Raw genomic sequence first — 24,407 nt, 5'->3', positions numbered from 1 at the left:
AAAAACCTAAACTATCCAGCAGGTCGTCCACCTGGTCCTGGCTGGCGACAACGCCCGCTTTGGTCGCATCGACCTGCGGACCATTCAGCAGACTTTCACTTTCGCGTTTGGGTCGAGAACTCTGCTCCGGAATATTTTCCAGTAGTACCATCAGCAGCTGACGTTCAATCTCCTGAATCACATCCATCATGCGTTTGATCACCTGACCGGTCAGATCCTGGAAGTCCTGCGCCATCATGATGTCAAGCAACTGTGCGTTGGTGAAACTGGTATGCCCGGGCACATCGCCGAGGTATTTTCGGGTGTCTGTCACCAGCTCGCGGGCGTCTGAGAGCTCAATCGGGTTTTCAAACCACTCGTCCCAACGCTTGCTCAGCGCCTTCGCCCCTTTCTCCATCTCGTCCTGATGCGGCTGAGAGGCCTCAACGCTATTCAGGGCGCGCTCAGCCGCCTGCGCGGTCATCTGTACCACATAGTCCAGACGGTCACGGGCATCAGGAATGGCTTCTGCCGCTTCGGCAATCGCCTGGTCCAGTCCCAGTTCGCGCAGGCTGTCACGCAGCATACGGGTCAGACTACCAATGCGGGCAATGATATCCCCGGCAGAATGTTCATCTACGGGTTTAATCTGTGGTTGCATCATGGTCAGCCCCTTACATGCCCAGTTTCTCAAAGATTTTATTGAGTTTTTCTTCCAGCGTCGCCGCCGTGAACGGTTTCACTACGTAGCCGCTGGCCCCGGCCTGCGCCGCGGCAATGATGTTCTCTTTCTTCGCTTCTGCCGTGACCATCAGCACCGGCAGTGAGGACATTCCGCTGTCCGCGCGAATGGTTTTCAGCAACTCGAGACCGTCGATGTTCGGCATGTTCCAGTCGGAAATGACAAAACCAAACCCACCTGCCTGCAGTTTATTCAACGCATCCGCGCCATCTTCGGCTTCTTCCACGTTGTTAAATCCCAACTCCTTAAGCAGGTTACGCACGATGCGACGCATGGTGGAAAAGTCATCCACAACCAAAAACTTAAGCTCTTTATCCGCCATAAAAAATTACTCCTGATTCAAATACGTATTGCCTGTCCGGCACTGATTTTCGCCAGCATCTGCTGGCTAACCTGACTAAGATCGACCACTTCGCTGACGCCACCCATATTGATGGCTTCGCGCGGCATGCCGAACACCACACAACTTGCTTCATTTTGCGCAATCGTCCAGGCGCCCGCCTGGTGCATCGCTAACATTCCGGCGGCGCCGTCGTTGCCCATTCCCGTCAGGATCACCCCGACGGCATTGCGCCCCGCATGAATCGCTACCGAATGAAACAGCACATCCACCGACGGCCGGTGCCGGTTAACCGGCGGACCGTCATGAATTTTGATTTGATAGTTTGCTCCGCTGCGTGCCAGTTCCATGTGTTTATCGCCCGGCGCAATGTAGGCATGACCCGGCAGAACACGCTCGCCGTCCTCCGCCTCTTTCACGGTTATCTGACATAGCTTGTTCAGACGTTCAGCAAACGAGCGGGTAAAACCGGGCGGCATATGCTGCGTAATAATGACCGCCGGACTGGAGAGTGGCAGCGGTTGCAGCACATGGCGAATTGCCTCGGTGCCCCCCGTCGAGGCGCCAATCGCAATCAGTTTTTCCGAACTGAGCAGCGGTCCCGCTTTTAAGGTGACCGGCGCCGCAAGCGGTTTATGGGCTGTCAGACGTGCGCGTGACGCCGTGCGCACTTTCTCCGCAATCATCTCGCTGTAGGCCAGCATCCCTTCGCGGATCCCCAACTGCGGCTTGGTGACAAAATCGATCGCCCCCAGTTCCAGCGCCCGCAGCGTCACTTCCGAGCCTTTCCCCGTCAGCGACGACACCATCACCACCGGCATCGGACGCAGTCGCATCAGCTTTTCAAGAAAATCGAGGCCGTCCATCCGCGGCATTTCGACGTCCAGCGTCAGCACGTCAGGGTTATATTTCTTGATCAAATCCCGGGCGACGAGCGGATCGGGTGCGGTTGCCACCATCTCCATGTCGCTATAGCTGTTAATAATTTCGGTCATGATTTGGCGCATCAATGCAGAATCATCGACCGACAACACCCTGATTTTACTCATGCTTTACCCTTACTTAGCGCATAAACCGTTTGCCCGCGCAGGCTAAAGTCGCGCACGAGGTTACTAAAGTTCTCTGAATGCCCGGCAAACAGCAGACCATCAGGCTTAAGAAGAGGGACAAAACGGCGCAGAATGTCCTGCTGCGTCGTTTTATCGAAATAGATCATCACATTGCGGCAGAAAATGGCGTCGAACGGTCCCGGCACGTTGTACTGCTTATCGAGCAGGTTAATCACGGAAAACTCGACGTGGCTTGCCAGTTCCTGACGCACACGCACCAGCCCATCATGAGGACCGGTTCCGCGCATGAAATAACGCTGGAGCTGCTGCGGCGACAGGGTCTTCAGTTCGTCCAAGCGATAGATCCCGCTACGGGCCTTTTCCAGCACTTCGGTATCAATATCGCTGGCGAACACCTTCCAGCGCCCTGGCGCCATGCCCAGCGTATCGGCCAACGTAATGGCGATACTGTACGGCTCTTCACCGGTCGATGCCGCGGCGCTCCAGACCCGGTATTCGCCGCTGTGACGACGCGCGCTTTCCGCCAGTACCGGGAAATGGTGCCCTTCGCGGAAAAAAGCGGTCAGGTTAGTGGTCAACGAGTTGATAAAAGCCTGCCACTCTGCGCTGCTTTGATTCGCTTCCAGCACGCTGAGATAGTGACCAAAATCATCCATTCCCAGCGTACGCAGACGACGGACCAGGCGGTTGTAAACCATGTCCCGCTTGTGGTCCGCCAGCACGATCCCCGCACGCTGGTAGATTAATTGACATATCCGACGAAAGTGCGCGTCGGACAGCGCAAGGCGCTGGGTCATCTGTAACAATAATGACGTTTGCCCGTTGGGCAGAGATGATGTCATAGCGCCTTCTCAATCACATTCAGGATACAACGGGCACAGCCTGCGGCGGTGCCGATTCTTGGTGTGTTACCACATGCTCTTCAAGTTTGAATACTGCTACGCGGGCTGACAGCGTGTCGGCCTGATGCGCGAGTTGCCCGGTCGCGGCGGCGGCTTCTTCCACCAGCGCGGCGTTCTGTTGCGTCACCTGATCCATCTGGGTGACGGCCTGTGCCACCTGCTCTATTCCTCTGCGCTGTTCGTCTGACGCCGAGGCAATCTCGCCCATGATGTCGTTGACCCGGGTGACCGAGCTGACGATTTCCGTCATGGTGAGGGCAGCCGTATCGACGAGTTGCGATCCCTGGTGGACGCGGTTCACCGACTCTTCAATTAACCCTTTAATCTCTTTTGCTGCCTGGGCGCTGCGGCTCGCCAGGTTTCGTACTTCTCCGGCAACCACAGCAAATCCACGCCCCTGCTCACCAGCACGCGCCGCTTCGACCGCCGCGTTGAGCGCCAGAATATTGGTCTGGAAAGCGATACCGTCGATCACCCCGATAATGTCGCCAATCTTTTGCGAACTGGCGGCAATCGCCTGCATCGTACTGGCGACTTTGGTGGTCTGTTCGCCGCCGGTTTTCGCCGTATCGGCGGCGCTTTTTGCCAGCCCGGAAGCCTGGCGCGCATTGTCGGCGTTTTGACCGACGGTAGCTGTTAACTGCTCCATGCTGGCCGCCGTCTGCGCTAATGACGCCGCCTGCTGCTCGGTGCGTGAGGAGAGATCGTTATTGCCCATCGCGATTTCAGAAATCCCGGTGTGCATCGCCAGACTGCCCTGACGCACGTCGCTGACGGTTTCCCGCAGCGCCTGTTGCATCGCCTTCAGGCTGGCAAAGATCGCCGAAATCTCATTACGCCCGTAAACCGCAATCGGCCGCGCCAGGTTGCCCTCGGCAATGCTGTCAAAATGACTGCCGATAATCGCCAGCGGCTGGACGATCATTTTGCGCGACCAGTACAGCGCACCGCTGGTTAACAGCGCGGCAATAATGACCATGCTGATAAAGATCGCTGCCGACATGTGATAGTTGTTTTTGCTCTGTTGCCCAGCCACCACCAGCACATGATTAATGTTCTGCTGCCAGGCGTTAAAGTTCACATCAAAGGCATCCTGCGACGCCTGCACTGGCGCGGTCAGAAAGTCTGACAACTGGTTGTTTTCAAGCCAGGTGGCCTGATGTTCCAGATCGCTGTGCCACTGGGTGAAGCTTTTCTCCGTTGCGTCCTGCAGCGCTTTGCCTGATTCTGTATTCGCCTCGATAGCCTTGAAACCATTGAACAGCGTGGCGGACTGCGCCAGGCTTTCGCGCGCAATAACCATCAGGCTTTTGATGTCATCGGGCGGATAGCTCAGCGCCGTTAATGTCCCGGCCTTGTTGAGGGCGGTACTCGCCTGTAATAAAACGGCGCGCGTTTGTGCCAGCGCCGCGCGTTGCTGATTACTCTGCTCGACCTGATTCAGGCTCTGAAAACCGTCCCGAAATGCCCAGAAAGACAAGCCATTACTGCCAATCTGCAATACACCGCAGAGGATCAAAATCAAAAACAGCGTGGTCGAGATTCGAATACGATTAAACATCAACGCTCCCATCAGGCGGCAACGGCCGCAGTGTTAAATTTCGGTCAAAATGTTTCCCAGTTAGTATCGTGCTCCATGCTTAACGAGGGCTTCTGCGCGCTGCGGGGCGCGTCTGCAGAAGTCCGTTCTTCTTTGGTTTTTACCGCATAAGGACGCGCGGCAAGACGAAATGCAGAGACCGCCATCGTCAGTCGGCTGGCCTGTTCTTCCAGCGCGGCCGCGGCGGCTGCGGATTCCTGGACCAGCGAGGCGTTTTGCTGCGTCACGCGGTCCATTTCAGAAACCGCCAGCGCCACCTGATCGATACCACGGCTTTGTTCATCAGAAGCCGAGGCAATTTCGCCCATAATGTCGGTCACGCGGGTCACCGCATTGACGATATCGTTCATGGTCTCGCCCGCGCTTTCGACCAGCACGGAGCCGGTATCCACGCGCGAAACGGAATCTTCAATCAGCGCTTTGATCTCTTTTGCCGCCTGCGCACTGCGACTGGCCAGATTACGTACCTCACCGGCGACCACCGCAAAGCCACGCCCCTGCTCACCTGCTCGCGCGGCTTCCACCGCGGCGTTCAGTGCCAGGATATTGGTCTGGAAGGCAATACCGTCGATAACGCTGATAATGTCGGCAATCTTCTTCGAGCTACCGGCAATTTCATGCATCGTTTTAACGACGTTATCCACCACTTTGCCGCCGTGCTGAGCGGTTTCCGAGGCGCTCTGCGCCAGTTGCGACGCCTGACGGGCATTGTCGGCGTTCTGTTTCACCGTCGCGGTTAACTCTTCCATGCTGGCCGCCGTCTCTTCCAGCGCCGACGCCTGTTGTTCGGTCCGCGATGAAAGATCGGTGTTACCGGTGGCGATTTCCGTGGTACCGGCGTAAATGGCATCGGAGCCTTCGCGCACCTGGGTGACGGTGTCTACCAGCGAGCGCTGCATGTGATCGACGCTACCAGCCAGTTCGCCAATTTCATTCCGTCCGGCAACGGTCAGCGTGTTGGTCAGGTTACCGCCGGCGATTTCACGAATATGAGCGATGACGCTGGCAAGCGGGTTGAGCAGGGTGTGACGAATGCCGTACCACACCACCACCAGGATCAGCACCAGCACCACCGCCAGAATGGCGAGTTGCCACTGCGCAAACTGGTAGTCGCGCGCGCTTTCATCAAACGCCTGGCGATAGAGTTTTTCGCTGACGCTGGCGTACTTGCTCTTCGCGTCGCCGAGTCCGTTTTGCATTCCCTGCGTCGGTTGCGCGAAAAAGGCATCCATGTTGCCGCTTTCCAGGAACTGCACCAGTTCGGTTAAACCGGCAAAATAGTTCTGGTATTTTTCGTCCACATTGTTGCTGACCTCCACCATCTCTGGCAGCGGATCGATAGCTTTAAATCTGGCGTAGTGCTCTGCCGCCTGAGCGAGGGAATTTTTCGCGCTCTTCAGCAGATCGTTTTTTGCACTACTCTGCTGATTGTTGGCGTCCATCATCATGCGTGCAGAGGAACGGCTGAGGTTGATACGTGTTTGCAGCATCAGATCCCATGTCGAGGTCAGTTCACTCTGCTGTTGGCGTAGATCGTTGGAAATAACAAAACTTTTTTGATTCTGCTGTAAAGACGAAAACAGCAAACCACCAGAGACAAGCTGTAGCAGTGCGAAAACCCCCAGCACCATCATCAGCATTGTGACAACGCGGATACGGTTAAACATAAGGCACCTTCCTGAAAACGAGTTAACAACGTTATCGGCACCCTTGATAAGAACTTTACGTTTGCGAAAGGGAAATCCAGGTCAAAAGGCGATATCCACTCCACCCTGTCACTGCGATGGCAGACGCGTGGCTGACAATCACAGACGTTTATGCCATCCCGTACTTAAAAGTACACGGCCATGAGTACAACAAAATAAGTAAATAATAAAAAAAAGTTGTAACCCACGACGAATTACTCCAGGTTAGGTAGGAAATGATTCGGCGTAATTAAATACATAAAACATATGTATCGCTGATAAAAAATTGTTAAATTCAGCCCGAGGGATTTTTAGTGGCAAATGCAAATAAACTCACGATATTCATCGTGATTTTCATGCTGGCAGGTATTGTGTCAGGTGCAGTTATTCACTCGTATACATCCGAAAGCGTCATTGCCGCCTGGTCGGATAACATCACCCTTCTCACCGACATCTTCTTACGTTTGATTAAGATGGTTATCGCCCCCCTGGTGTTCAGCACTCTGACTGTGGGCATTATGCGTCTTGGCGAGACGTCCACCATCGGACGTGTGGGCGGCAAAGCGATGATCTGGTTCATCAGCTCTTCTATTCTTTCCATTCTGGTGGGCCTTTTTATTGTCACCCTGGAACAACCCGGCAGCGGACTCAATCTGGCTATCCCGAAAGAAGCCGTGGATACCGGTCTCGCCGTCGGCGGGATGAGCCTGAAAGGTTTCCTATCACATACCATTCCTACCAGCATTGCCGGTGCGATGGCCAATAACGAAATTTTGCAGATTGTGGTGTTCTCGATGTTCTTCGGGATCGGCGGCGCGTCGTTGGGCGAAAAATTCAATACCCCGCTGGTGGCGGCGCTGGACGTGGTTTCCCACATTATGTTGAAAGTGACCGGCTACGTGATGTACGTCGCCCCGCTGGCCATTTTTGCCGCCATCTCCTCGGTGATCGCCACCGAAGGATTGGGCATTTTGCTCAACTACGCCTCGTTCATTGGCGGTTATTACGTGGCAATTCTGATGACCTGTCTGGTGTTGCTGGCAGTGGGATATCTGGTACTGAAAAAAGAGGTGTTTCGCCTGCTTGGTATGCTCAAGGATCCGGTTCTGGTGGCCTTTACCACCAGCAGTTCTGAAGCGGCCTATCCGAAAACGCTGGAGCAACTGACGACATTTGGCTGCTCGCGCAACATCGTCTCTTTCGTGCTGCCCATTGGTTACTCGTTCAACCTGGTCGGTTCAATGGTTTACTGCTCTTTTGCGTCGATGTTTATCGCGCAGGCCTACAACATTCATCTGTCGTTTGCTGAGATTAGCGTCCTGATGCTCACGTTGATGCTGGCGTCAAAAGGTATTGCCGGCGTTCCGCGTTCCGCGTTAGTGGTGCTGGCGGCAACGATTCCGAGCTTTAACATTCCGGTCGCCGGCATTTTGCTCCTGATGGGTATCGACCATTTTCTCGACATGGGCCGTTCCGCCATTAACGTGTTAGGTAACGGTATTGCGACGGCGATGCTGGCACAAAACGAAGGTTTACTGGAAGAGAGTGAGGAGGAGGCGGTGTCACAGCAGGTCGGAGCATAACGGTTGACTGTCAGATAGCGCTTCGCTTATCCGGCCTACGTTGAGGTGGTAGGCCGGATAAGGCGTTTACGCCGTCATCTGATCATGCGATTAGGCGACGTGAGAGGCGGCCATATCTAACAGCGCCATTTCGTCACTGTTCAGCAGTTTCTCAATGTTCACCAGAATCAACATCCGGTCGCCCAGCGCACCGAGTCCGGTCAGGTATTCCGTTGACAGCGTTACGGCAAATTCCGGTGCCGGACGGATTTGCTCTGCGGTCAGCGACAGCACATCAGACACGCCATCGACAACGATCCCCACCACGCGCTGTCCCAGATTCAGCACAATCACCACGGTGTTATCGTTGTAATCAACATCACCCTGGCAGAACTTCACGCGCAGATCGACAATCGGCACAATCACGCCGCGCAGGTTGGTCACCCCTTTGATGAAGGCAGGCGTGTTGGCAATGCGCGTGACCTGATCGTAACCACGGATCTCCTGTACTTTCAGGATGTCGATACCGTACTCTTCATCTCCCAGCGTAAACACCAGGAATTCCTGACCTGACGGCTCGCCGGCCAGTTTGCTTACATTAGTCATACCGGTCATATTTTACCCTTTCTTACTCAATCAGGCGGCGGTGATCGCCATACGTTGTTCGCGATTTAAACCCTGCAGGGCGGAGACATCCACAATCAGCGCGACGCTGCCATCGCCAAGAATAGTGGCGGCTGAAATACCCGGCACTTTGCGATAATTACTCTCCAGGTTTTTAACCACCACCTGGTGCTGACCGATCAACTGATCGACCAACAGCGCGTAACGGCGACCGCCGCTTTGCAGGATCACCACGATGCCCTGGGTGGCTTCGGTTTTCGCCCCTTCCACTTCAAAGACTTTCCACAACTCAACCAGCGGCAGATATTCGCCGCGTACTTCCAGCACACGCTCGCCCCCGGCCAGCGGATGCAGATCATCGTCACGTGGTTGCAGGGATTCCATCACCGCATTCAGCGGCAGAATGAAGACTTCGTCGGCGACACGCACGGACATGCCGTCGAGGATCGCCAGCGTCAGCGGCAGCAAAATACGAATGGTGGTGCCAGTCCCTTGCTTCGACTGGATTTCAACGTGGCCGCCCATCTCCTGGATATTCCGTTTCACCACATCCATACCCACGCCGCGTCCGGAAACGTCGGTCACCTGCTCGGCCGTCGAGAAGCCTGGGGCAAAAATCAGCATCCCCACTTCGTCATCGGTCATGTTTTCATTGACCGCCATCCCCTGGGAGATCGCCTTCGCCAGAATGCGCTCGCGGTTCAGTCCAGCCCCGTCATCGGTCACTTCGATGCAGATGTTGCCGCCCTGATGTTCCGCCGACAAAATCAGATTGCCCACCACATTCTTACCGGATTCCATGCGTTTTTCCGGCAGTTCGATACCGTGGTCAAGGCTGTTACGCACCAGGTGCGTTAGCGGGTCGATAATGCGTTCAATCAGGCTCTTGTCGAGTTCCGTCGAGCTGCCGACCAGCGTCAGTTCAACCTGTTTACCAAGCTTACCCGCCAGGTCGCGCACCAGACGCGGGAAGCGGCTGAACACGTATTCCATGGGCATCATACGAATCGACATCACTGATTCCTGCAGATCGCGGGCGTTACGTTGTAACTGCCCCATGCTGGTGATGAGATCGCCATGATTGACCGGGTCGAGTTCGTTCGAACGCTGGGCCAGCATTGACTGGGTAATCACCAGCTCACCGACCAGGTTGATCAGCTGATCAACCTTCTCCACCGCCACGCGAATGCTGGTGGATTCACTGGCGCGTGCCGGTTTTTCCCGCTCTACGCGTCCGGTTTGCGCTTCTCTGCCAACCGCTTTCACCGCTGGGACGGCGACGACAGGCTGTTCGACCGCAACCACTTCAGCCACTTCCGGCTGGACCGCGGGTGCCGTCGCTGTCACCACTTTCTCAAAGGCAATCTGGTCGGCTTCAATCACAAAGCACAGCACGGCAATGACGTCATCCTCTGCAATGTCGCCATCAAGCGTGGCCGCCAGGCTGTCTTCGCCCTTGACGACATCAGACAGGGTGGACAGATTGCCCAGCTCTTCTTCCAGCAGGGCCACTTCACTGGCCTTCAGGCGCGAGAGAAAGATGCGTAATTTCGCTTCTTCTGCCACGACCATGTCGTCAGGTGTCGTGTTGTCGACCACGCTCAGTCGGGCATTCGCCACCACCGCTGGCGCGGTTTCACCTTTTGCTTCCAGCGCTAACTGGCGTAATGCCGTGCAGATGTATTCGAAACTGGCGGCATCCGGCTCCTGCGAACTTTTATAGGCATCGAGCTGTTCCTGCATAATATCTTTCGTTTCCAAAAACAGGTTGATAATGGCGGTATTGAGCTGCATCTCACCGCGACGCGCATCATCCAGCAGGTTCTCCATCAGATGCGTGGTTTCCTGCAAAACGGTAAAGCCGAACGTGCCGGCGCCCCCTTTGATGGAGTGCGCTGCACGAAATATGGCATTCAGTTGCTCGGCATCCGGCGCTTCGGGCGCCAGATCGAGCAGATGTTGCTCCATATCAGCCAACAACTCGTCAGCTTCATCAAAAAAAGTCTGATAAAAATCGCTTATATCCATGCTCACGCTATCACCTCGGATTGGCTGGTGGCGATGTGGGAACGCTTACCTGCGGACTGGCCTCAGGCTGTTGTAATACACTTACCGGCTCGTTCTGGCTTTCAGCGTTTTCATGCAAAATGGCCTGTTCGGACTGTTTGTTCAGCACCAACAGACTGATTCGGCGGTTGATGGCGTCATCCGGACCGCGATCGCTCATACGCATCGTGGCGGCCATGCCGACCACCCGTAATACTTTTCCGTCATCCAGACCGCCCTGTACCAGTTCACGCCGCGAAGCATTGGCGCGATCGGCAGAGAGCTCCCAGTTGCTATAGCCTTTCTCACCGTTCGCGTAAGGGAAATCATCCGTATGCCCGGACAGGCTGATACGGTTGGGAATACCGTTCAGCACCGGGGCGATTGCCCGCAGGATGTCACGCATATAAGGCTCAACCTCAGCGCTACCGGTTTTAAACATCGGGCGATTCTGGCTGTCGATAATCTGAATACGCAGCCCTTCCTGCACCAGGTCAATCTTCAGATGCGGACGCAGCGCCCGCAGTTTGGGATCCGATTCGATGAGCTGATCGAGGTCACCACGCAGTTTGCTCAGGCGATTTTGTTCCATACGTTTTTTCAGTTCATCGAGGTTCGGCTGCTTATTCACTTCGCCCTGTTGCTGGGTAAAGTCATCGCCACCGCCAGGAATCGCGCTCTGGCTATTGGAAATGCGATTCCCTCCCGTCACCGCCGTCGCCAGCGGGGTACGGAAGTATTCGGCAATCTGAATCAGTTCTTTAGGGCTGGAGATGGAAATGAGCCACATCACCAGAAAAAAGGCCATCATGGCGGTCATAAAGTCAGCGTAAGCAATCTTCCACGATCCGTGTGCGCCGCCGCCATGCCCCTTATGTTTGCGCCGTTTAACCACGACGATAGGATGAGACCGATTCTTCATGCGCCCTCAGTCGTCGTCTGCTGCTGTTGGTTCGGGTTTTTCACGGCGCGAACATGTTCTTCCAGTTCAATGAATGACGGGCGCTCGCTGGAATACAACGTTTTACGTCCAAACTCGACGGCGATCGGCGGGGCGTAACCGTTCAGATTTGACAGCAACGTGATTTTCACACACTGCATCATCTTGCTCGTTTCCGCGCTCTTCTGACGCAGGACGCTGGCAAGCGGTGAAATAAAACCGTAGGCCAGCAGAATACCGAGGAATGTACCGACCATCGCATGGGCAATCAGTGAGCCCAGTTCTGCAGCCGGTCGATCCGCTGACGCGAGGGCGTGTACAACCCCCATCACCGCCGCAACGATACCAAACGCCGGCAGTGAATCCCCCATCAGTGCCAGGCTGTTGGCCGGGACTTCCGATTCACTTTCGTGCGTTTCAATCTCTTCATCCATCAGCGCTTCGATCTCGAAGGTATTCATGTTGCCGCTGATGATCAGGCGCAGGTAATCGACGATGAATTCCAGCATCACCGAGTCGGCCAGAATACGGGGATAGCTGGCAAAAATTTCGCTCTCTTTCGGGTTCTCAATGTCTCGTTCAAGCGAGAACATCCCCTGCTGGCGAGACTTAGCCATCAGGCGATAGAGCAGTGCCAGCAGATCCATATACATCGCTTTGGTGTATTTCGAACGACGAAACAGTAACGGCAGCGCTTTCAGTGTCCCCTTGATGGCTTTACCGTTGTTACCCACGATAAATGCCCCTATTCCCGCGCCACCGATGATGACAAATTCAGCCGGTTGATAGAGTGCCCCCAGGTTTCCACCAGTCATCATGTAACCGCCGAAAACTGTACCAATAACCACCAGGTAACCTAATAAGATAAGCACGACATCATCCTTCTGCTGTTGACTATGACAGGATGTGCAGTCGGGGCGTTAACGCGTTGGCGAGGCAAAAAAAAAGCAGCGGTAATGACTTACCGCTGCTGGAGTGTTTCGTCCACACCGTATCGGTTAAACAGCCTGTTCGATCTGTTCATCCAGCAGTTGTGGAATAATATCGGCAGCATCCTGGGAAAGTTTACGTCTTTTTACCGCACGGGAAGGCGGCTGGCATAAACTGCAGGCAAAACTGCCCGCAGGTTGGTGAGCGTGGGTAATGAAATTACCACCACAGCAGTTACAGCTTGATAACTGAAGCAAGCCGCTTTCGACAAAACGCACCAGCGTCCACGCGCGAGTCAACGCCAACAGCGGACCATCTTCACCCTGCGGACACTGTTCCAGGTACAGTCGATACGCCTTAATGACGGCATCAACACCGCTACACAGGCCCGTTTTAAGTAAGAACTGCCAGGCATTACAGAACATGGAAGCATGTATATTTTGCTCCCAGGTCATAAACCAGTCAGTGGAAAACGGCAGCATGCCTTTTGGCGGGGGACTGCCGCGAAGTTCTTTGTACAGCTTGATGAGGCGACCGCGGCTTAACTGCGTTTCGCTTTCCAGCATTTGCAAACGGGCACCCAGTGTGATCAATTCCATCGCTAACTGGATATCACGAGCTTCCTGAACAATGCTTTTTTCACTCATCATCAGGCCCTTTTCTTACGCGCGGTTTCATCAGCCTGATTGACCTCACTTAACAGACGCGTGGACAGCATGATACCGGTGTGAATTTGCTGGAGATCGTCTACTCTGGAATCCTGAGTCAGACGCGTAATGGTTTGATGACTGTCGAAACGGAAATGACACACAAGCTGATTCGTTTCTGCCAGTTTTACCATTTGCGGAAGGGTCAGCGCCCCCAGAGAGGTCGCCATTTCCTCATTGATTCCGAGACGAAACATGGCGGACGCTTTGTCCTGAACGATTAGACGCTGTGCAAGGAGTAAATATGACAAATTGATGTCATAAATGTGTTTCAGCAACTCGGATGTATGCATTATTCCCATCCAGAATAACCAACTTTTATTTTTATGCGGAAAAACCGCACCCCGTGATGTCGCCGGGAATTCCCGGTAAAAAAAGCAAATAGGTCAAACACATACCTTCGACTCAGGCGCTTAAAACATCAATGCGCGCGTCACGCTGGCATCTTGCCTGGTTGTAACGCGAGCACATGAATTCTTACAAATGCCTAAGATTTTTCCTAATTCGACGCAACTGTACTCGTCACACCCGAGACATACAACAAACCCACGCTGCGAATTTGGAAAATATGTGATGCACATCACATAAATTAACTTAATCGTTAACATAAATCCATCAGTTGGGCTTTTATTTTGCTGGGAAATTAATCAGCAAAACGCCATTTTATTCTCACGGGTATTAAATCAAGCGTCAGGGGCGGCGAAAGATTTTACGCAACCAGCGTTAATATCACGCAAGTAAAATAATTGAAATGCATTTATCTGCTTCCGCAAGCAAAATTATTTTTATGCTTGTGAAACAACATGTTAATTGTTACTTATTTTTTATGAATACACAGAGCTTATGATTAGATTGCGATTAATCGCGAACATGAATTTGTTAAACCAAATTTTGATTGGCTCGCTGATTTAATTTAAGTCAATCGATTTGGTTAACTTTTTTAGTTATTCCTGAGTTCCACTTATAAGAAATATTAATGAATAATTATGATAGCGTTCACATTATTGTCATATAGAGGCATTGCAGTTGTCAGCAAATCGGAGTAATGCTGAAGAACCACCTCATATTCTTGCAATAAGGAGCGGGTTATGAGCTACACCCACATTCTTGTCGCCGTGGCAGTCACCCCGGAAAGCCAACAACTCCTGGCGAAAGCCGTCTCCATTGCCCGTCCCGTCAACGCACGAATTAGCCTCATCACCCTCGCCTCCGACCCCGAGTTATACAATCAATTTGCCGCCCCCATGCTGGAGGATTTACGCGCGGTAATGCATGAGGAGACCACTGATTTTCTTGAAAAACTGGGGAAAGAGGCGGGCTATCCGATCGCGCAGACGTTCATTACCTACGGCGAGTTAAGCGAGCATATTCTGGACGTGTGCCGCAAACACGACGTGGATCTGGTCATCTGTGGCAACCACAACCATAGCTTCTTTTCGCGAGCCTCCTGCTCGGCGAAAAGTGTGGTGAGTTCAAGCCTGGTGGACGTCCTGCTGGTCCCGCTTGAAGGTGATTGATCCCCGAAAACCTCGCTCAGGCAAGCTTTGGAAACGTCGCGACTTTCCGCTGCTGAAGAGTTTCAGCGCTGCGCGGGGTGATCGTCTTTAGATCGCTGATAAACTGCTCCTGCCAGTGGTTGATGTCGTTTTTGACAATCACCTCCAGCATCTCAGCATGCCGCGAAATACGCTCGGAAAGCGGCATCGTGAGTGCACGATCCAGCGCCGCCGCGACTTCATCGCGATCGTAAGGATTGACGATCAGCGCTGAGGTCAGCTCATTTGCCGCACCGGCGAACTGAGACAACACCAGAACGCCTGGATTGGCGGGATCCTGGGCAGCCACAAATTCCTTCGCCACCAGATTCATACCATCTCGCAGCGGCGTGACCAGCCCTACATCTGAATAGCGAAACACTTTCATCAGTAATTTGCGGTCGAAATGTTGGTTGAGATAGAACAAGGGCGTCCAGCCAAGCTGCCCGTATTTACCGTTAATGCGCCCGGCTTCTGTCTCAAGCTGATGACGGATATCCTGATACGCCTGCACATCGCCACGTGAAGTGGGCGCAATCTGCGTATAACGGATTTTTCCGTGATGCTGAGGGTATTTCTCCAGCAGCGCCTCATAGGCCTGAAAACGCTCCGGCAACCCTTTTGAGTAATCCAGTCGCTCAACGGAAAAGATATTCTTTAGATTCTTCAGCTCCGCTTTCAGTTGCGCCAGTTTTGGCGGCAGTGGACCAGAAGCCTGCTGTGCAATCTCCTGCGGCTCGATTCCGATGGGATACACCTCGGTGCTGAACGATTTTCCCCAGGCCGTGTGGCTGCGCGTATCGTGAGTCGTGACTCTCGTCAGGCTGGAGAGACAGTCAAGGAAGGCCAGCCTGTCGTTTTCAGTCTGGAATCCCAGCAGGTCAAAGTCGCATAACTGCTCAAGCAACTCTTCCGATGACGGCAACGCATTAAAGATTTCCGGCGTTGGGAAAGGAATGTGTAAGAAGAAACCAATACGATTATTCACGCCACGTTTACGCAGTTCGCTGGCGAACGGCAAAAGGTGATAATCATGAATCCAGAGGATGTCATCTTTTTTCAGTAACGGCAGCAGCTTATCTGCCAGCAGCGCGTTCACCCGCAGATAGCCTTCCCAGGCGGTGCGCTGAAAATTCACCAGATCTAAGCGGTAGTGAAAGGCGGGCCACAACACGGCATTAGAGAACTGGTTGTAATACTCCTCGTGGTCTTTTTCGCTCAGGTTAAACGACGCCCAGGTGATATTGCCCCGGGTGACCTTTTTTAATGGCTGATCCTCGTTACCCAGCTCGCCACTCCAACCGAACCACAGTCCCCCCGCCGCTTTCAGCGCGCCCAGCACACCAACGGCCAGGCCGCCTGCACTGGTTTTGTTATCGGGGGGCGCAATTCGATTAGATACTACGACTAAACGACTCATGGCCATCTCTCCTGTCATTCATGGTTGTTTCTTGTTGTGCAGTGTAAACAGACTCCAGCCAGCGCCAGACGTCTGGCACCCCGGCTAATCGCCATTGTGCCTGCGTCTCCCCCTCTCCCACCTTCACTGAAATGCCACCCGCCTCGTTCACCACGCGAAACCCGGTCTCATCGGTCAGATCATCACCCAGAAAAACAGGGACCCGCCCGGCAAACGGCGCTTCACGCATAAACGCGGCTATCGCTTCACCTTTATTGGTGCCTTTCGGCTTAATTTCGACAACGCACTTCCCTTGCTGGAGCGCAAGCTGCGGCCAGGTTTGCGTAATACGCAGTGCCAGCGCCTGCAGCGCAGCTTCATGTTCTGGCGCCTGTCGATAGTGCAGCGCAAACGCCATCCCTTTGGTTTCCATCTCCGTCCCCGGCAGTTTCGCCAGCGCCGTATGTAACTGCACGCTAATATCGCGTTCTATTGCCGAAGGGAGATGCACAATATGCATTTTCCCATTGATGTCACGGCGTTCAGCCCCATGCACCCCTGCCAGCGGAAAGCGCCAGGGGTGAGCCAACGCGTCAAGTTCAACCATTGAGCGCCCTGAAATCAATGCCAAAGCCCCTGCGTTGCGTTCTGCAAGGTGGTGGAGCATCTGGAGGATCGTGGGAGGAATCACCACCTGGTCTGGATGCGGCTTTAACTCCGCAAGGGTTCCATCGAGATCAAAAAAATAAGCATAGTGCACGGACTGTTCAGGGGTTACGGTTAACGGTTCTGCCACCCGGTACTCCTCCTTATTGTTATATCTGAGCCGCGCGAATCGCGCCTCATAAGCAACCGTAAGTATAGACAGTGTGACGATGCTCGCCATTTGCAAAGACAATTGCCAGCCGGGTGTAGCGGCTGGCAAAGGAGAGGAACTAGACTAAAAAGTTAGACTTTTTTATCAGACCGTACGCTTGGCTTTTTGTTTGTAACGGTCGAAGATCACTGCTGCCAGCAGGATCAAGCCGCGTACGACGTACTGGGCGAAGGGCGAAATGTTCAGCAGGTTCATCGCATTCTCCACGGTCCCCAGGATCAGGACACCCGCCACCACATATGAGATTTTTCCGATGCCGCCCTTCAGGGAAACGCCGCCTAACACGCAGGCGGAGATGACGATCAGTTCATAGCCAATGGAGGTCATCGGCTGTCCACTTGTCATACGCGAGGCGAGGATAATCCCGGCTGCCGCAGAGACCAGACCGGAGAGCACGAAAATAATGATTTTGGTACGCACCACCGGCACCCCGGCCAGACGCGCCGCCTCTTCGTTGCCCCCAATCGCCAGCGTGTTGCGCCCGAAGGTGGTTTTGTTCAACAACAAGCCAAAGATAATCAGGCAGCCTACCGTGAGCCAGATCGGTGCCGGTAAGCCGAACCAGTTGGCGTAGCCGAGGGTAAAGAAGCGCTCGTCTTCAATCCCCACCGCTTTACCGTCGGAAATGATGTATGCCAGACCACGGACGATTTGCATCGTTGCCAGCGTGGTGATCAGCGCGTTGATCTTGAGTTGTGCAATCACGAAGCCGTTAACCAGCCCGCACAGCACCCCCAGCAGCAGACCCGCCCCCACGCCAATCCACAGGCTTTCGGTCATGTTGATGACCACCGCCGTGGTCACCCCGGCACAGGCAATCACCGACGCCACGGACAGGTCAAAATCTCCTGATGCCAGGCAGAACAACATGCCGCAGGCCACCATGCCCGACATGGAGATCGCCAGCCCCAGCCCTTTCATGTTGATGAATGTTGCGAAGTTCGGCACAAAAATAGCGCAGGCGAGGAACAGGACGGCGAAGACCACCAGCATGCCATACTGGTCCCAGATACGTCCCAGGCTAAAGGGTGATGGCGACTTTGGTGCGCCCGATCCGGAAGTTGTTACGGAAGACATCATTCTCTCCTTTCTCAGGCGACAGCCTGGCTAACTTTAGGCATCGCAAGGCTTAGCGCCTGGCGCTCATCCGCCTGTTCGTGAAGTAATTCCCCGGCGATCTCTCCTTCCCGCATCACCACAATGCGGTCAGCCACGCCGAGGACTTCCGGCAGGTCACTGGAGGCGAACAGCACGGCAACGCCGCGTGCGGCCAGGGCATAAATAACGTTATAAATTTCGTGCTTCGCGCCAACATCAATGCCGCGTGTCGGTTCGTCGAGCAAAATCACTTTCATCTCTTCCGATAGCCAGCGACCGAGAATCGCCTTTTGCTGGTTACCACCGGAGAGATTCATAATTAACTGTTCGGCACTGGGGGTTTTGATATTCAGCGAGCGAATGTGTTGGTCAGCATTGGTTTCTTCCCATCCGTTGTTGATCACACATCCCCCCAGCACATGCTTACGCCGGGCGCTGATGTTGATGTTGTCACGTACCGAATGCACCGGGATGATCCCCTCCGCTTTCCGGTCTTCCGGGCACAGCATCATGCCTGCCGCGATAGCATTCGCCGGCTTGCGGATATCAATCGGTTTTTCGTCGATGTACACCTGCCCTTCGCTGATACGGGTGCCGCCAAATAAGCCTTTCATTAACTCACTGCGGCCCGCGCCTACCAGCCCAAACAGCCCAACGATTTCGCCGCTGCGTACCGTAAGGCTGATGGGTGTGCGTACGCCCTGCGCTTTTACGGCATGCAAACGCAGGCGTTCTGCGCCATAGGGACGTGGCTGCCAGCCGTAAATATCGCCCAGATCGCGCCCAACCATCGCCTGCACCAGCGCATCGTGGTTGACCTGCTGCATGTCGGTAAAGGTTTTCACGTAACGGCCATCTTTAAACACGGTAATCGCATCACTGAGCGCGAAAATCTCTTCCATGCGGTGCGAAACATACAGAATGACGCGCCCTTCTTTACGCAGTTCGCGTATCACCCGGAACAGGTTTTCGATCTCCCTTGCAGAGAGCGAACTGGTCGGTTCATCGAAGGCAATAATCTTGGCGTTGCGCGCCAGTGCTTTGGCAATTTCCACCATCTGCCACTGGCCGATGGAGAGATATTTCAGAGGGGTCGCAGGATCGATATCCATCCCCAGATGTTTAAGTTGTAAACCCGCTTCATAATTAAGCAGAGTGCGGTTCACAATGCCGCCTTTGTGTGGCAGTTGCCCGAGATAGATATTCTCGGCAACGGTCATCTCCGGCACGAGATGTAATTCCTGGTAAATAATGGCAACGCCGGCATTCAGCGCGGCGGTGGTATCCGCGAAGCGCATTTCCTGCTCGCGAATCGCCAAAGAGCCCGTGGTTGGCGCATAGTTACCGCTGAGAATTTTTAAAAGCGTTGATTTCCCGGCGCCATTTTCACCCATCAGCGCATGCACCTGACCGGCGTAACAGTCAAAACTGATATCCGTAAGCGCTTTAACGCCGGGGAAGGTTTTACCAATGCCGCGAAATGAGAGATACGGGGTAGACTGTTGCATAACGTCTCCGTGAGTCAGTATCGTTCTAACCGGTTGCCGGATGGCGACATGAGCGATGCCATCCGGCTTTTCATTTGCTGTCGTCTTACTTACCGCCTAACCCTTTTTTCGCCAGCTCTTCTTTGAAGTTGTCACGGGTGATCAGCACCACGTCAGTCACTTCGGTGAATGCCGGTGGTTCTGCGCCTTTAGTCACCCAGTTGTAGAGCATTTCGCTGGATTTATAACCGTGAACGTCCGGGCTTGGCAGCAGTGAGCCGTAGAAGCCGGTCGCCTGCCCTTTCGACAGTTCGCTCACTGCGTCAACGCCATTAATACCAATGCCGATCACGTCCGCCGCCTTAAAGCCCTGGCCTTCAGTGGCGCGCACGCCGCCGAGTACCGTGTTATCGTTCATGCCGACAATCAACCAGTGTTTAACTTCAGGGTGCTGAACCAGCATGGAGTTGGCAGCATCAAATGCGCCGGGGATATCGTTAGATTTGGTAGGAACCTGGTAGATCTGTTTTTCCGGGAAACCGGCGGCTTTCAGCGCTTCCATCGAACCGCCGGTACGACGACGTGCGGTATCCAGTTCGTTGGCCGTAATCGCCATCACCGCGGTGTCTTTGATGTCCCAACCCCGTTTCTGCATCTCTTTATACAGTTCCTGGCCCTGACGCTCGCCGATTTTGGTTGCCGCCATCATCACCAACGGGACGGTATCCATCGGTTTGCCTTTGGCATTGACGAACTGATCGTCCACGGCGATCACTTTCATGTCATAGCCGCGCGCCTTCGCGACAATAGCGGAACCCAGTTTTGGATCCGGGGTACAAATAACAAACCCCTTCGCCCCGCTCGCCGCCAGGCTGTCGATCGCATTCAGCGTCTTCTCGCCGTCCGGCACCGCAATTTTAATCACTTCAAAGCCCAAATCTTTCCCGGCTTTATCGGCAAATTTCCACTCCGTCTGGAACCAGGGTTCTTCCGGTTGTTTCACCAGAAAACCCAGTTTCATCGATTCTGCCATAGCGGATTGTGACATAACGGCAGCCAGACCGATGGCTGCCAGCGCTTTAGTGAATTTGTGCATGGTTAACTCCAGCTTTAGCGTCATTTTATGTAGGGTAATATTCAACGACTTTATGTAATTCAGACGAAAAACAAGGCATTACCAAAAGAACTCAAGATAAGTGCCAGTGCTGGAATAGTTGTAGCGGGAAATTGATTCTCCATAGGAGAGCGGCATCACACCGCAGAATTACAGTAATTGCGTACATAAATTCAGCGGAAAATGACATAAGAAATGGGGTAATTGTCAGACAAATAAAAAGTGATGTAGCACATTAATCCATAAGGTCAGCTCACAAATCCTTGTACCCGAATACCCCTGTATTCGGGTACAAACGAATTACCACGGATAATAGATATGTTCAGCATGTTCACGAACGGGTTGGTCATCGCCTAACAAACGGGCTGACAGCGTCAGGGCAAAATCAAAAATATGGCCTAATCCTTTACCACTCAGGAGATGCCCATCCTCCACAACCGGCGCATCAACATAAACGCCATCACTCACCGTTTTATAGAGATCGCCTGAGCAGACATAACGGCGCCCCTTCAGTAAGCCGTTGCCGCCTAATACACGAGCGGCCGCTGAACAAATGGGACAAATTAGTTTTCCGGCGGCATCATGGCGCGAGACAAACTCAATAACCTGTGGATTCGCCGCCAGGTTTACGCTCCCTTGTGGGCCGCCCGGCAGCACCACCGCGTCATACAGGCGCTCCTGCTGCCCCGCCAGCGTGTAATCAGTGACCATTGGGACATTGTGGTAGCTCACGACGGCGCGAGATTCCGCGCAGGCCAGGGTATCGACGTCAATATTCAGACGACGCAAGATATCAATAGTAACGATCGCTTCCGCTTCCTCGAAACCCGATGCCAGCAAGACGGCCACTCTTTTCATTCACCTTTCCTCATTTATTACAGGCTGATAACACCGAAAATGACGAATTAATCATTCGGTTATAATTGAACAAGATGTCGCTGCCCTGATTTTTAGTAAGAGACAAACTGGCATTATTTCTGCCAGAACGGTTTCACAGGATTATTATCGCGGCAAGGACGGTAAAGATTATCAATATTCTGATATTACCACGCTAAACTATCCACTTTTGTGACTTAAAACATCATTTCAAAATCATAAAACCATTCAAGTTTCAACAAAATCAATCAGATATATAATTTCACATTATGTTTACCAAATACGGGGTGATGTATTAACTTCAGTAATGTGTAAAAAATCATAAACAATGCCACTTAAGGATTTTCTTATTCCGTTGATGCAGGTATGCTTATTTTCGATTCGCGATGGAATTGACTCTTCGATCACATAATGGACTGGCAGAATGGACGTATTCTGCTAACAGTAAGTTGTGCAGATTAGCGCTGCACATCCCTTCTATCAGGAAATAAGGATATTGATATGGCTGCAGTTGGAATGGTAAACAAACTCAATAATCAAATGAATCTTGAGTTTTATGCTTCCAATCTCTACCTCCATCTGAGTGAGTGGTGTTCTGAACACCGTCTGATGGGTACTGCGACTTTCTTACGTACACAGGCCCAGAGTAACGTCACCCAAATGATGCGCGTCTTTAACTTCATGAAAAATGCCGGGGCGAATCCGGTCGTTAAGGCCATTGATGTACCGGGCGAAGACTTACATTCGCTGGAAGAACTGTTTCAGAAAACAATGGAAGATTATGAGCAGCGCGCCAGCACGCTTTCGCAGCTCACCAACGAAGCGGAAGCCCTGAACGATGCGCCTACCCTGAATTTTCTCCACGCTCTGGAAAAAGAACAGCAGCAAGATGGGCTGTTATTACAAACGATTCTTGAGGAAGTGCGTAGCGCCAAACGCGCGGGACTGTGCCCGGAGCAGACCGATCAGCACGTGCTCAACGTCGTCAATTATCAACAGCATTAATTGACCACGCTATTGGCCTGCATTTCACTCGCCGGCAGGCCAATTCGCAAAGCCTTTTCAGCCTGATGCCTCCACTTTGGGAGGCATTGCAAAAAGTATTTCTAAAATATAAAACAACGGCTTATTTTAGTGCGCTTCGCCCTGCGGCGTGAATTTCAGTTCAATCAGTGCGATCGCTTTCTGGATAGCGCGCCGCGTGACGGGATCAGCAGCTGCGGGATGCGTTGAAAAATCAATGTTTTTCAGCTGGCTGGTCATTTTTTCGCGAACTTCAACGGGAGCAATTACGTCGAGAACATCGAGAATTTGTTTGATGACGAGCTGGCAGGCGACAACGTCAGAGACCAGTTCCTGATCGGCATTCAGCGGTTGGGACATAGCAGGCGTTCCTGTTAGTGATGAAAGACCGTCATAGTACCGATTCAGAGGCCGAAACGATAGCCACACCTGACGCCGCGGACGACGGGTATAAAAAAACCTGCCGAAGCAGGTTTTTTATCAGCGGAACATATCGCCCGGCGGTACGTCTTTAAACGTTTTGCAATAATTTTCAAACATGCTTTTCAGGATTTTGCGCAGTTTCATGCCATGACTCCAACTATTTTGTTATGCAGGTGTTATCGTCTATGCGCATATAGTATGACCGTCATCACAAAAATCAACTACTTCGTGATTTGCATCACGTTTTATACTTAACATATTCTTTGCATTTGCGACTCTTTCACCGATAAATCAATTACCTACAGCAATATCAGTTCTGGTGAATTTTTATCGTTTTTTTTGAATGGCAAGTGCACGATGCAAGAAGCTCGAACCACAGAAAGCAAACGAAGAATCTCTTCTGCCACCCAGATCACCTTCAGCACGCCTGTCTGGCTTATTTTGCTGGTGCTGTACCTCGGGATTCAGTTTAGCGGCATCAGCTTTCGTCTGGTTTTTGTGGTCATCGCGCTTATCTGCCTGACTGGCATGGTGGAGACGTTACGACTGGTGAAAGAGGCGGGCAGCGCGGTGTCTGCCAGGAAGTAAAGTGGAAAGCCGGATGCGCATTACGCCCTCCGGCTTGTCAGCAAAAATTAGCCGAGGATTTCGCGAACGAACGCTTCAATCTCTTTGCTCTGGCCATTTTCAAAGAAGCATTGCTGGAAACGCTGACCAGAAACTGCCGTCTTCACCAGTTCCGGATCGATTGCACGCAGCGTATCAAGATAGTTGTCTTTAACCACCGCCGCTTTGACCTGGTTAAGGATCCCGGCGTTACGCACCTGCGGTTCTTTACGCTCTGGCGGGTAACCTTCGCCATTGCGTCCCGTAAAGGCTTTCTCGAAGATAAAGCGCACGTTCAGTTCCGCTCCCCAGCCAAACCCTTTCGCAAACGGCAGAGACAGCGCATTACCGTTGTTAATCTGCGCGAACAGGAAGGCATCCGCCGGATCAATGCAGTAGCCACACACCACGCCCGGATGAATATTCAGTGACATCAACGCGCCCTGGCCTGTACCACAGCCGGTCACCACAAAATCAACCGCTTTTGAATTCAGCAGAATGCTCGCCATGATGCCAAGATGGATATAGGTCAGGTGGTGGTCATTCTCGTCGCTCATCCCGACGTTGAATACCGGAAAACCCTTTTCATCCGCCACCGCTTTGAGCTCGCGGTGAATGATGGCGTTTTTACCCGCCTGGCTGTTTTCCATCATCAGTGCAATTTTCATTCTGTCTTCTCCTGAATGCGATGCGGGAAGTCCCGCCTTGAGTCATCACGATACCGCACAGTACTACTTAGCAAACATACTTTCAAATTTTATGAAAGATGGTTTTAAAAATGAGGGATAGCTTCACATTTTCTTCAGGTGACCGCAAAATGACCGTCGTCGTGTGAATTAGTC

25 protein-coding genes are annotated in these 24,407 nt (G+C 52.9%); 4 read left to right on the top strand and 21 right to left on the bottom strand.

Going from position 1 to position 24,407, the window contains the following annotated elements; translation table 11 throughout:
• The 6 genes from cheZ to tar all read right to left on the bottom strand — a co-directional run.
• Window positions 1–643: protein phosphatase CheZ (gene cheZ, locus JTI98_RS13570; protein WP_043000339.1), on the bottom strand; the 643-nt coding region annotated here is incomplete at its 3' end.
• A gap of 10 nt (window positions 644–653) precedes the next feature.
• Complete coding sequence (gene cheY / locus JTI98_RS13565) at window positions 654–1,043, bottom strand: chemotaxis response regulator CheY (protein ID WP_043000338.1); 390 nt, start codon at window positions 1,041–1,043, stop codon at window positions 654–656.
• Window positions 1,044–1,060: 17 nt separating this feature from the next.
• Window positions 1,061–2,110 carry a chemotaxis response regulator protein-glutamate methylesterase gene (locus JTI98_RS13560; RefSeq protein WP_043000337.1) on the bottom strand — a complete coding sequence of 350 codons (1,050 nt, stop codon included), beginning with the start codon at window positions 2,108–2,110 and terminating at the stop codon, window positions 1,061–1,063.
• Window positions 2,107–2,973 carry a protein-glutamate O-methyltransferase CheR gene (gene cheR / locus JTI98_RS13555; protein ID WP_043000336.1) on the bottom strand — a complete coding sequence of 289 codons (867 nt, stop codon included), beginning with the start codon at window positions 2,971–2,973 and terminating at the stop codon, window positions 2,107–2,109. The genes JTI98_RS13560 and cheR overlap by 4 nt, the downstream gene beginning before the upstream one ends.
• A gap of 19 nt (window positions 2,974–2,992) precedes the next feature.
• Window positions 2,993–4,594 carry a methyl-accepting chemotaxis protein IV gene (gene tap, locus JTI98_RS13550; protein ID WP_046401583.1) on the bottom strand — a complete coding sequence of 534 codons (1,602 nt, stop codon included), beginning with the start codon at window positions 4,592–4,594 and terminating at the stop codon, window positions 2,993–2,995.
• Window positions 4,595–4,638: 44 nt separating this feature from the next.
• Entirely contained in the window at window positions 4,639–6,300 is a 1,662-nt protein-coding gene (gene tar, locus JTI98_RS13545; protein ID WP_044264796.1) for a methyl-accepting chemotaxis protein II, read from the bottom strand.
• A 332-nt stretch (window positions 6,301–6,632) separates the two neighbouring features.
• On the opposite strand from tar, the gene JTI98_RS13540 reads away from it, so the two are divergent.
• Window positions 6,633–7,901 (top strand): dicarboxylate/amino acid:cation symporter, encoded by a 1,269-nt coding sequence (locus JTI98_RS13540; RefSeq protein WP_044327049.1) that lies wholly within the window; start codon window positions 6,633–6,635, stop codon window positions 7,899–7,901.
• Between the two features lie 90 nt (window positions 7,902–7,991).
• On the opposite strand, the gene cheW is transcribed toward JTI98_RS13540, so the two are convergent.
• The 6 genes from cheW to flhD form a co-directional block, all read right to left on the bottom strand.
• Complete coding sequence (gene cheW / locus JTI98_RS13535; RefSeq protein WP_043000332.1) at window positions 7,992–8,495, bottom strand: chemotaxis protein CheW; 504 nt, start codon at window positions 8,493–8,495, stop codon at window positions 7,992–7,994.
• Window positions 8,496–8,516: 21 nt separating this feature from the next.
• Window positions 8,517–10,538, bottom strand: a complete 2,022-nt coding sequence (cheA, locus tag JTI98_RS13530; RefSeq protein ID WP_216081369.1) for a chemotaxis protein CheA — start codon at window positions 10,536–10,538, stop codon at window positions 8,517–8,519.
• A gap of 4 nt (window positions 10,539–10,542) precedes the next feature.
• Entirely contained in the window at window positions 10,543–11,472 is a 930-nt protein-coding gene (gene motB, locus JTI98_RS13525) for a flagellar motor protein MotB (protein ID WP_043000330.1), read from the bottom strand.
• A complete protein-coding gene (motA, locus tag JTI98_RS13520; RefSeq protein ID WP_043000329.1) occupies window positions 11,469–12,362 on the bottom strand; it encodes a flagellar motor stator protein MotA in 894 nt (297 codons plus the stop codon). Before motA ends, motB begins: the two co-directional genes overlap by 4 nt.
• Window positions 12,363–12,488: 126 nt before the next feature.
• Window positions 12,489–13,067, bottom strand: coding sequence for a flagellar transcriptional regulator FlhC (gene flhC / locus JTI98_RS13515; protein WP_042318680.1), 579 nt, complete (start codon window positions 13,065–13,067; stop codon window positions 12,489–12,491).
• Window positions 13,068–13,069: 2 nt separating this feature from the next.
• Window positions 13,070–13,420: a flagellar transcriptional regulator FlhD gene (flhD, locus tag JTI98_RS13510; protein ID WP_216081368.1), complete on the bottom strand. Its 351-nt coding sequence runs from the start codon at window positions 13,418–13,420 to the stop codon at window positions 13,070–13,072.
• Window positions 13,421–14,215: 795 nt separating this feature from the next.
• On the opposite strand from flhD, the gene uspC reads away from it, so the two are divergent.
• A complete protein-coding gene (uspC, locus tag JTI98_RS13505) occupies window positions 14,216–14,644 on the top strand; it encodes a universal stress protein UspC (protein ID WP_043000327.1) in 429 nt (142 codons plus the stop codon).
• A gap of 16 nt (window positions 14,645–14,660) precedes the next feature.
• On the opposite strand, the gene otsA is transcribed toward uspC, so the two are convergent.
• The 6 genes from otsA to JTI98_RS13475 form a co-directional block, all read right to left on the bottom strand.
• A complete protein-coding gene (gene otsA, locus JTI98_RS13500; protein WP_044328734.1) occupies window positions 14,661–16,082 on the bottom strand; it encodes an alpha,alpha-trehalose-phosphate synthase in 1,422 nt (473 codons plus the stop codon).
• Window positions 16,057–16,857: a trehalose-phosphatase gene (gene otsB, locus JTI98_RS13495; protein ID WP_043000325.1), complete on the bottom strand. Its 801-nt coding sequence runs from the start codon at window positions 16,855–16,857 to the stop codon at window positions 16,057–16,059. Before otsB ends, otsA begins: the two co-directional genes overlap by 26 nt.
• Before the next feature lie 165 nt (window positions 16,858–17,022).
• Complete coding sequence (gene araH / locus JTI98_RS13490) at window positions 17,023–18,015, bottom strand: arabinose ABC transporter permease AraH (protein WP_043000324.1); 993 nt, start codon at window positions 18,013–18,015, stop codon at window positions 17,023–17,025.
• A gap of 14 nt (window positions 18,016–18,029) precedes the next feature.
• Window positions 18,030–19,544: an arabinose ABC transporter ATP-binding protein AraG gene (gene araG, locus JTI98_RS13485; RefSeq protein ID WP_044328750.1), complete on the bottom strand. Its 1,515-nt coding sequence runs from the start codon at window positions 19,542–19,544 to the stop codon at window positions 18,030–18,032.
• A gap of 85 nt (window positions 19,545–19,629) precedes the next feature.
• Window positions 19,630–20,619, bottom strand: a complete 990-nt coding sequence (araF, locus tag JTI98_RS13480; protein WP_044328751.1) for an arabinose ABC transporter substrate-binding protein AraF — start codon at window positions 20,617–20,619, stop codon at window positions 19,630–19,632.
• 318 nt (window positions 20,620–20,937) lie between these two features.
• Entirely contained in the window at window positions 20,938–21,495 is a 558-nt protein-coding gene (locus JTI98_RS13475) for a DJ-1/PfpI family protein (protein ID WP_216081367.1), read from the bottom strand.
• Between the two features lie 519 nt (window positions 21,496–22,014).
• On the opposite strand from JTI98_RS13475, the gene JTI98_RS13470 reads away from it, so the two are divergent.
• A complete protein-coding gene (locus JTI98_RS13470) occupies window positions 22,015–22,518 on the top strand; it encodes a non-heme ferritin-like protein (protein ID WP_043000320.1) in 504 nt (167 codons plus the stop codon).
• Between the two features lie 126 nt (window positions 22,519–22,644).
• Here JTI98_RS13470 and JTI98_RS13465 read toward each other — a convergent pair whose 3' ends face one another.
• Both JTI98_RS13465 and azuC read right to left on the bottom strand, forming a co-directional pair.
• Window positions 22,645–22,896 (bottom strand): DUF2766 family protein, encoded by a 252-nt coding sequence (locus JTI98_RS13465; protein ID WP_043000319.1) that lies wholly within the window; start codon window positions 22,894–22,896, stop codon window positions 22,645–22,647.
• A 120-nt stretch (window positions 22,897–23,016) separates the two neighbouring features.
• Window positions 23,017–23,103 (bottom strand): stress response protein AzuC, encoded by an 87-nt coding sequence (gene azuC, locus JTI98_RS13460; RefSeq protein ID WP_086513008.1) that lies wholly within the window; start codon window positions 23,101–23,103, stop codon window positions 23,017–23,019.
• A 213-nt stretch (window positions 23,104–23,316) separates the two neighbouring features.
• Here azuC and JTI98_RS13455 point away from each other — a divergent pair, with 213 nt between their 5' ends.
• Complete coding sequence (locus JTI98_RS13455; RefSeq protein ID WP_044257609.1) at window positions 23,317–23,547, top strand: hypothetical protein; 231 nt, start codon at window positions 23,317–23,319, stop codon at window positions 23,545–23,547.
• 47 nt (window positions 23,548–23,594) lie between these two features.
• On the opposite strand, the gene JTI98_RS13450 is transcribed toward JTI98_RS13455, so the two are convergent.
• Complete coding sequence (locus JTI98_RS13450) at window positions 23,595–24,233, bottom strand: RpiB/LacA/LacB family sugar-phosphate isomerase (protein WP_043000317.1); 639 nt, start codon at window positions 24,231–24,233, stop codon at window positions 23,595–23,597.
• Between the last annotated feature and the right edge of the window lie 174 nt (window positions 24,234–24,407).

It is taken from the genome of Citrobacter sp. MGH 55 (assembly GCF_016906145.1).
Classification (GTDB): Bacteria; Pseudomonadota; Gammaproteobacteria; order Enterobacterales; family Enterobacteriaceae; genus Citrobacter_A; species Citrobacter_A amalonaticus.
This window is presented reverse-complemented; position numbering and strand designations above follow the sequence as displayed.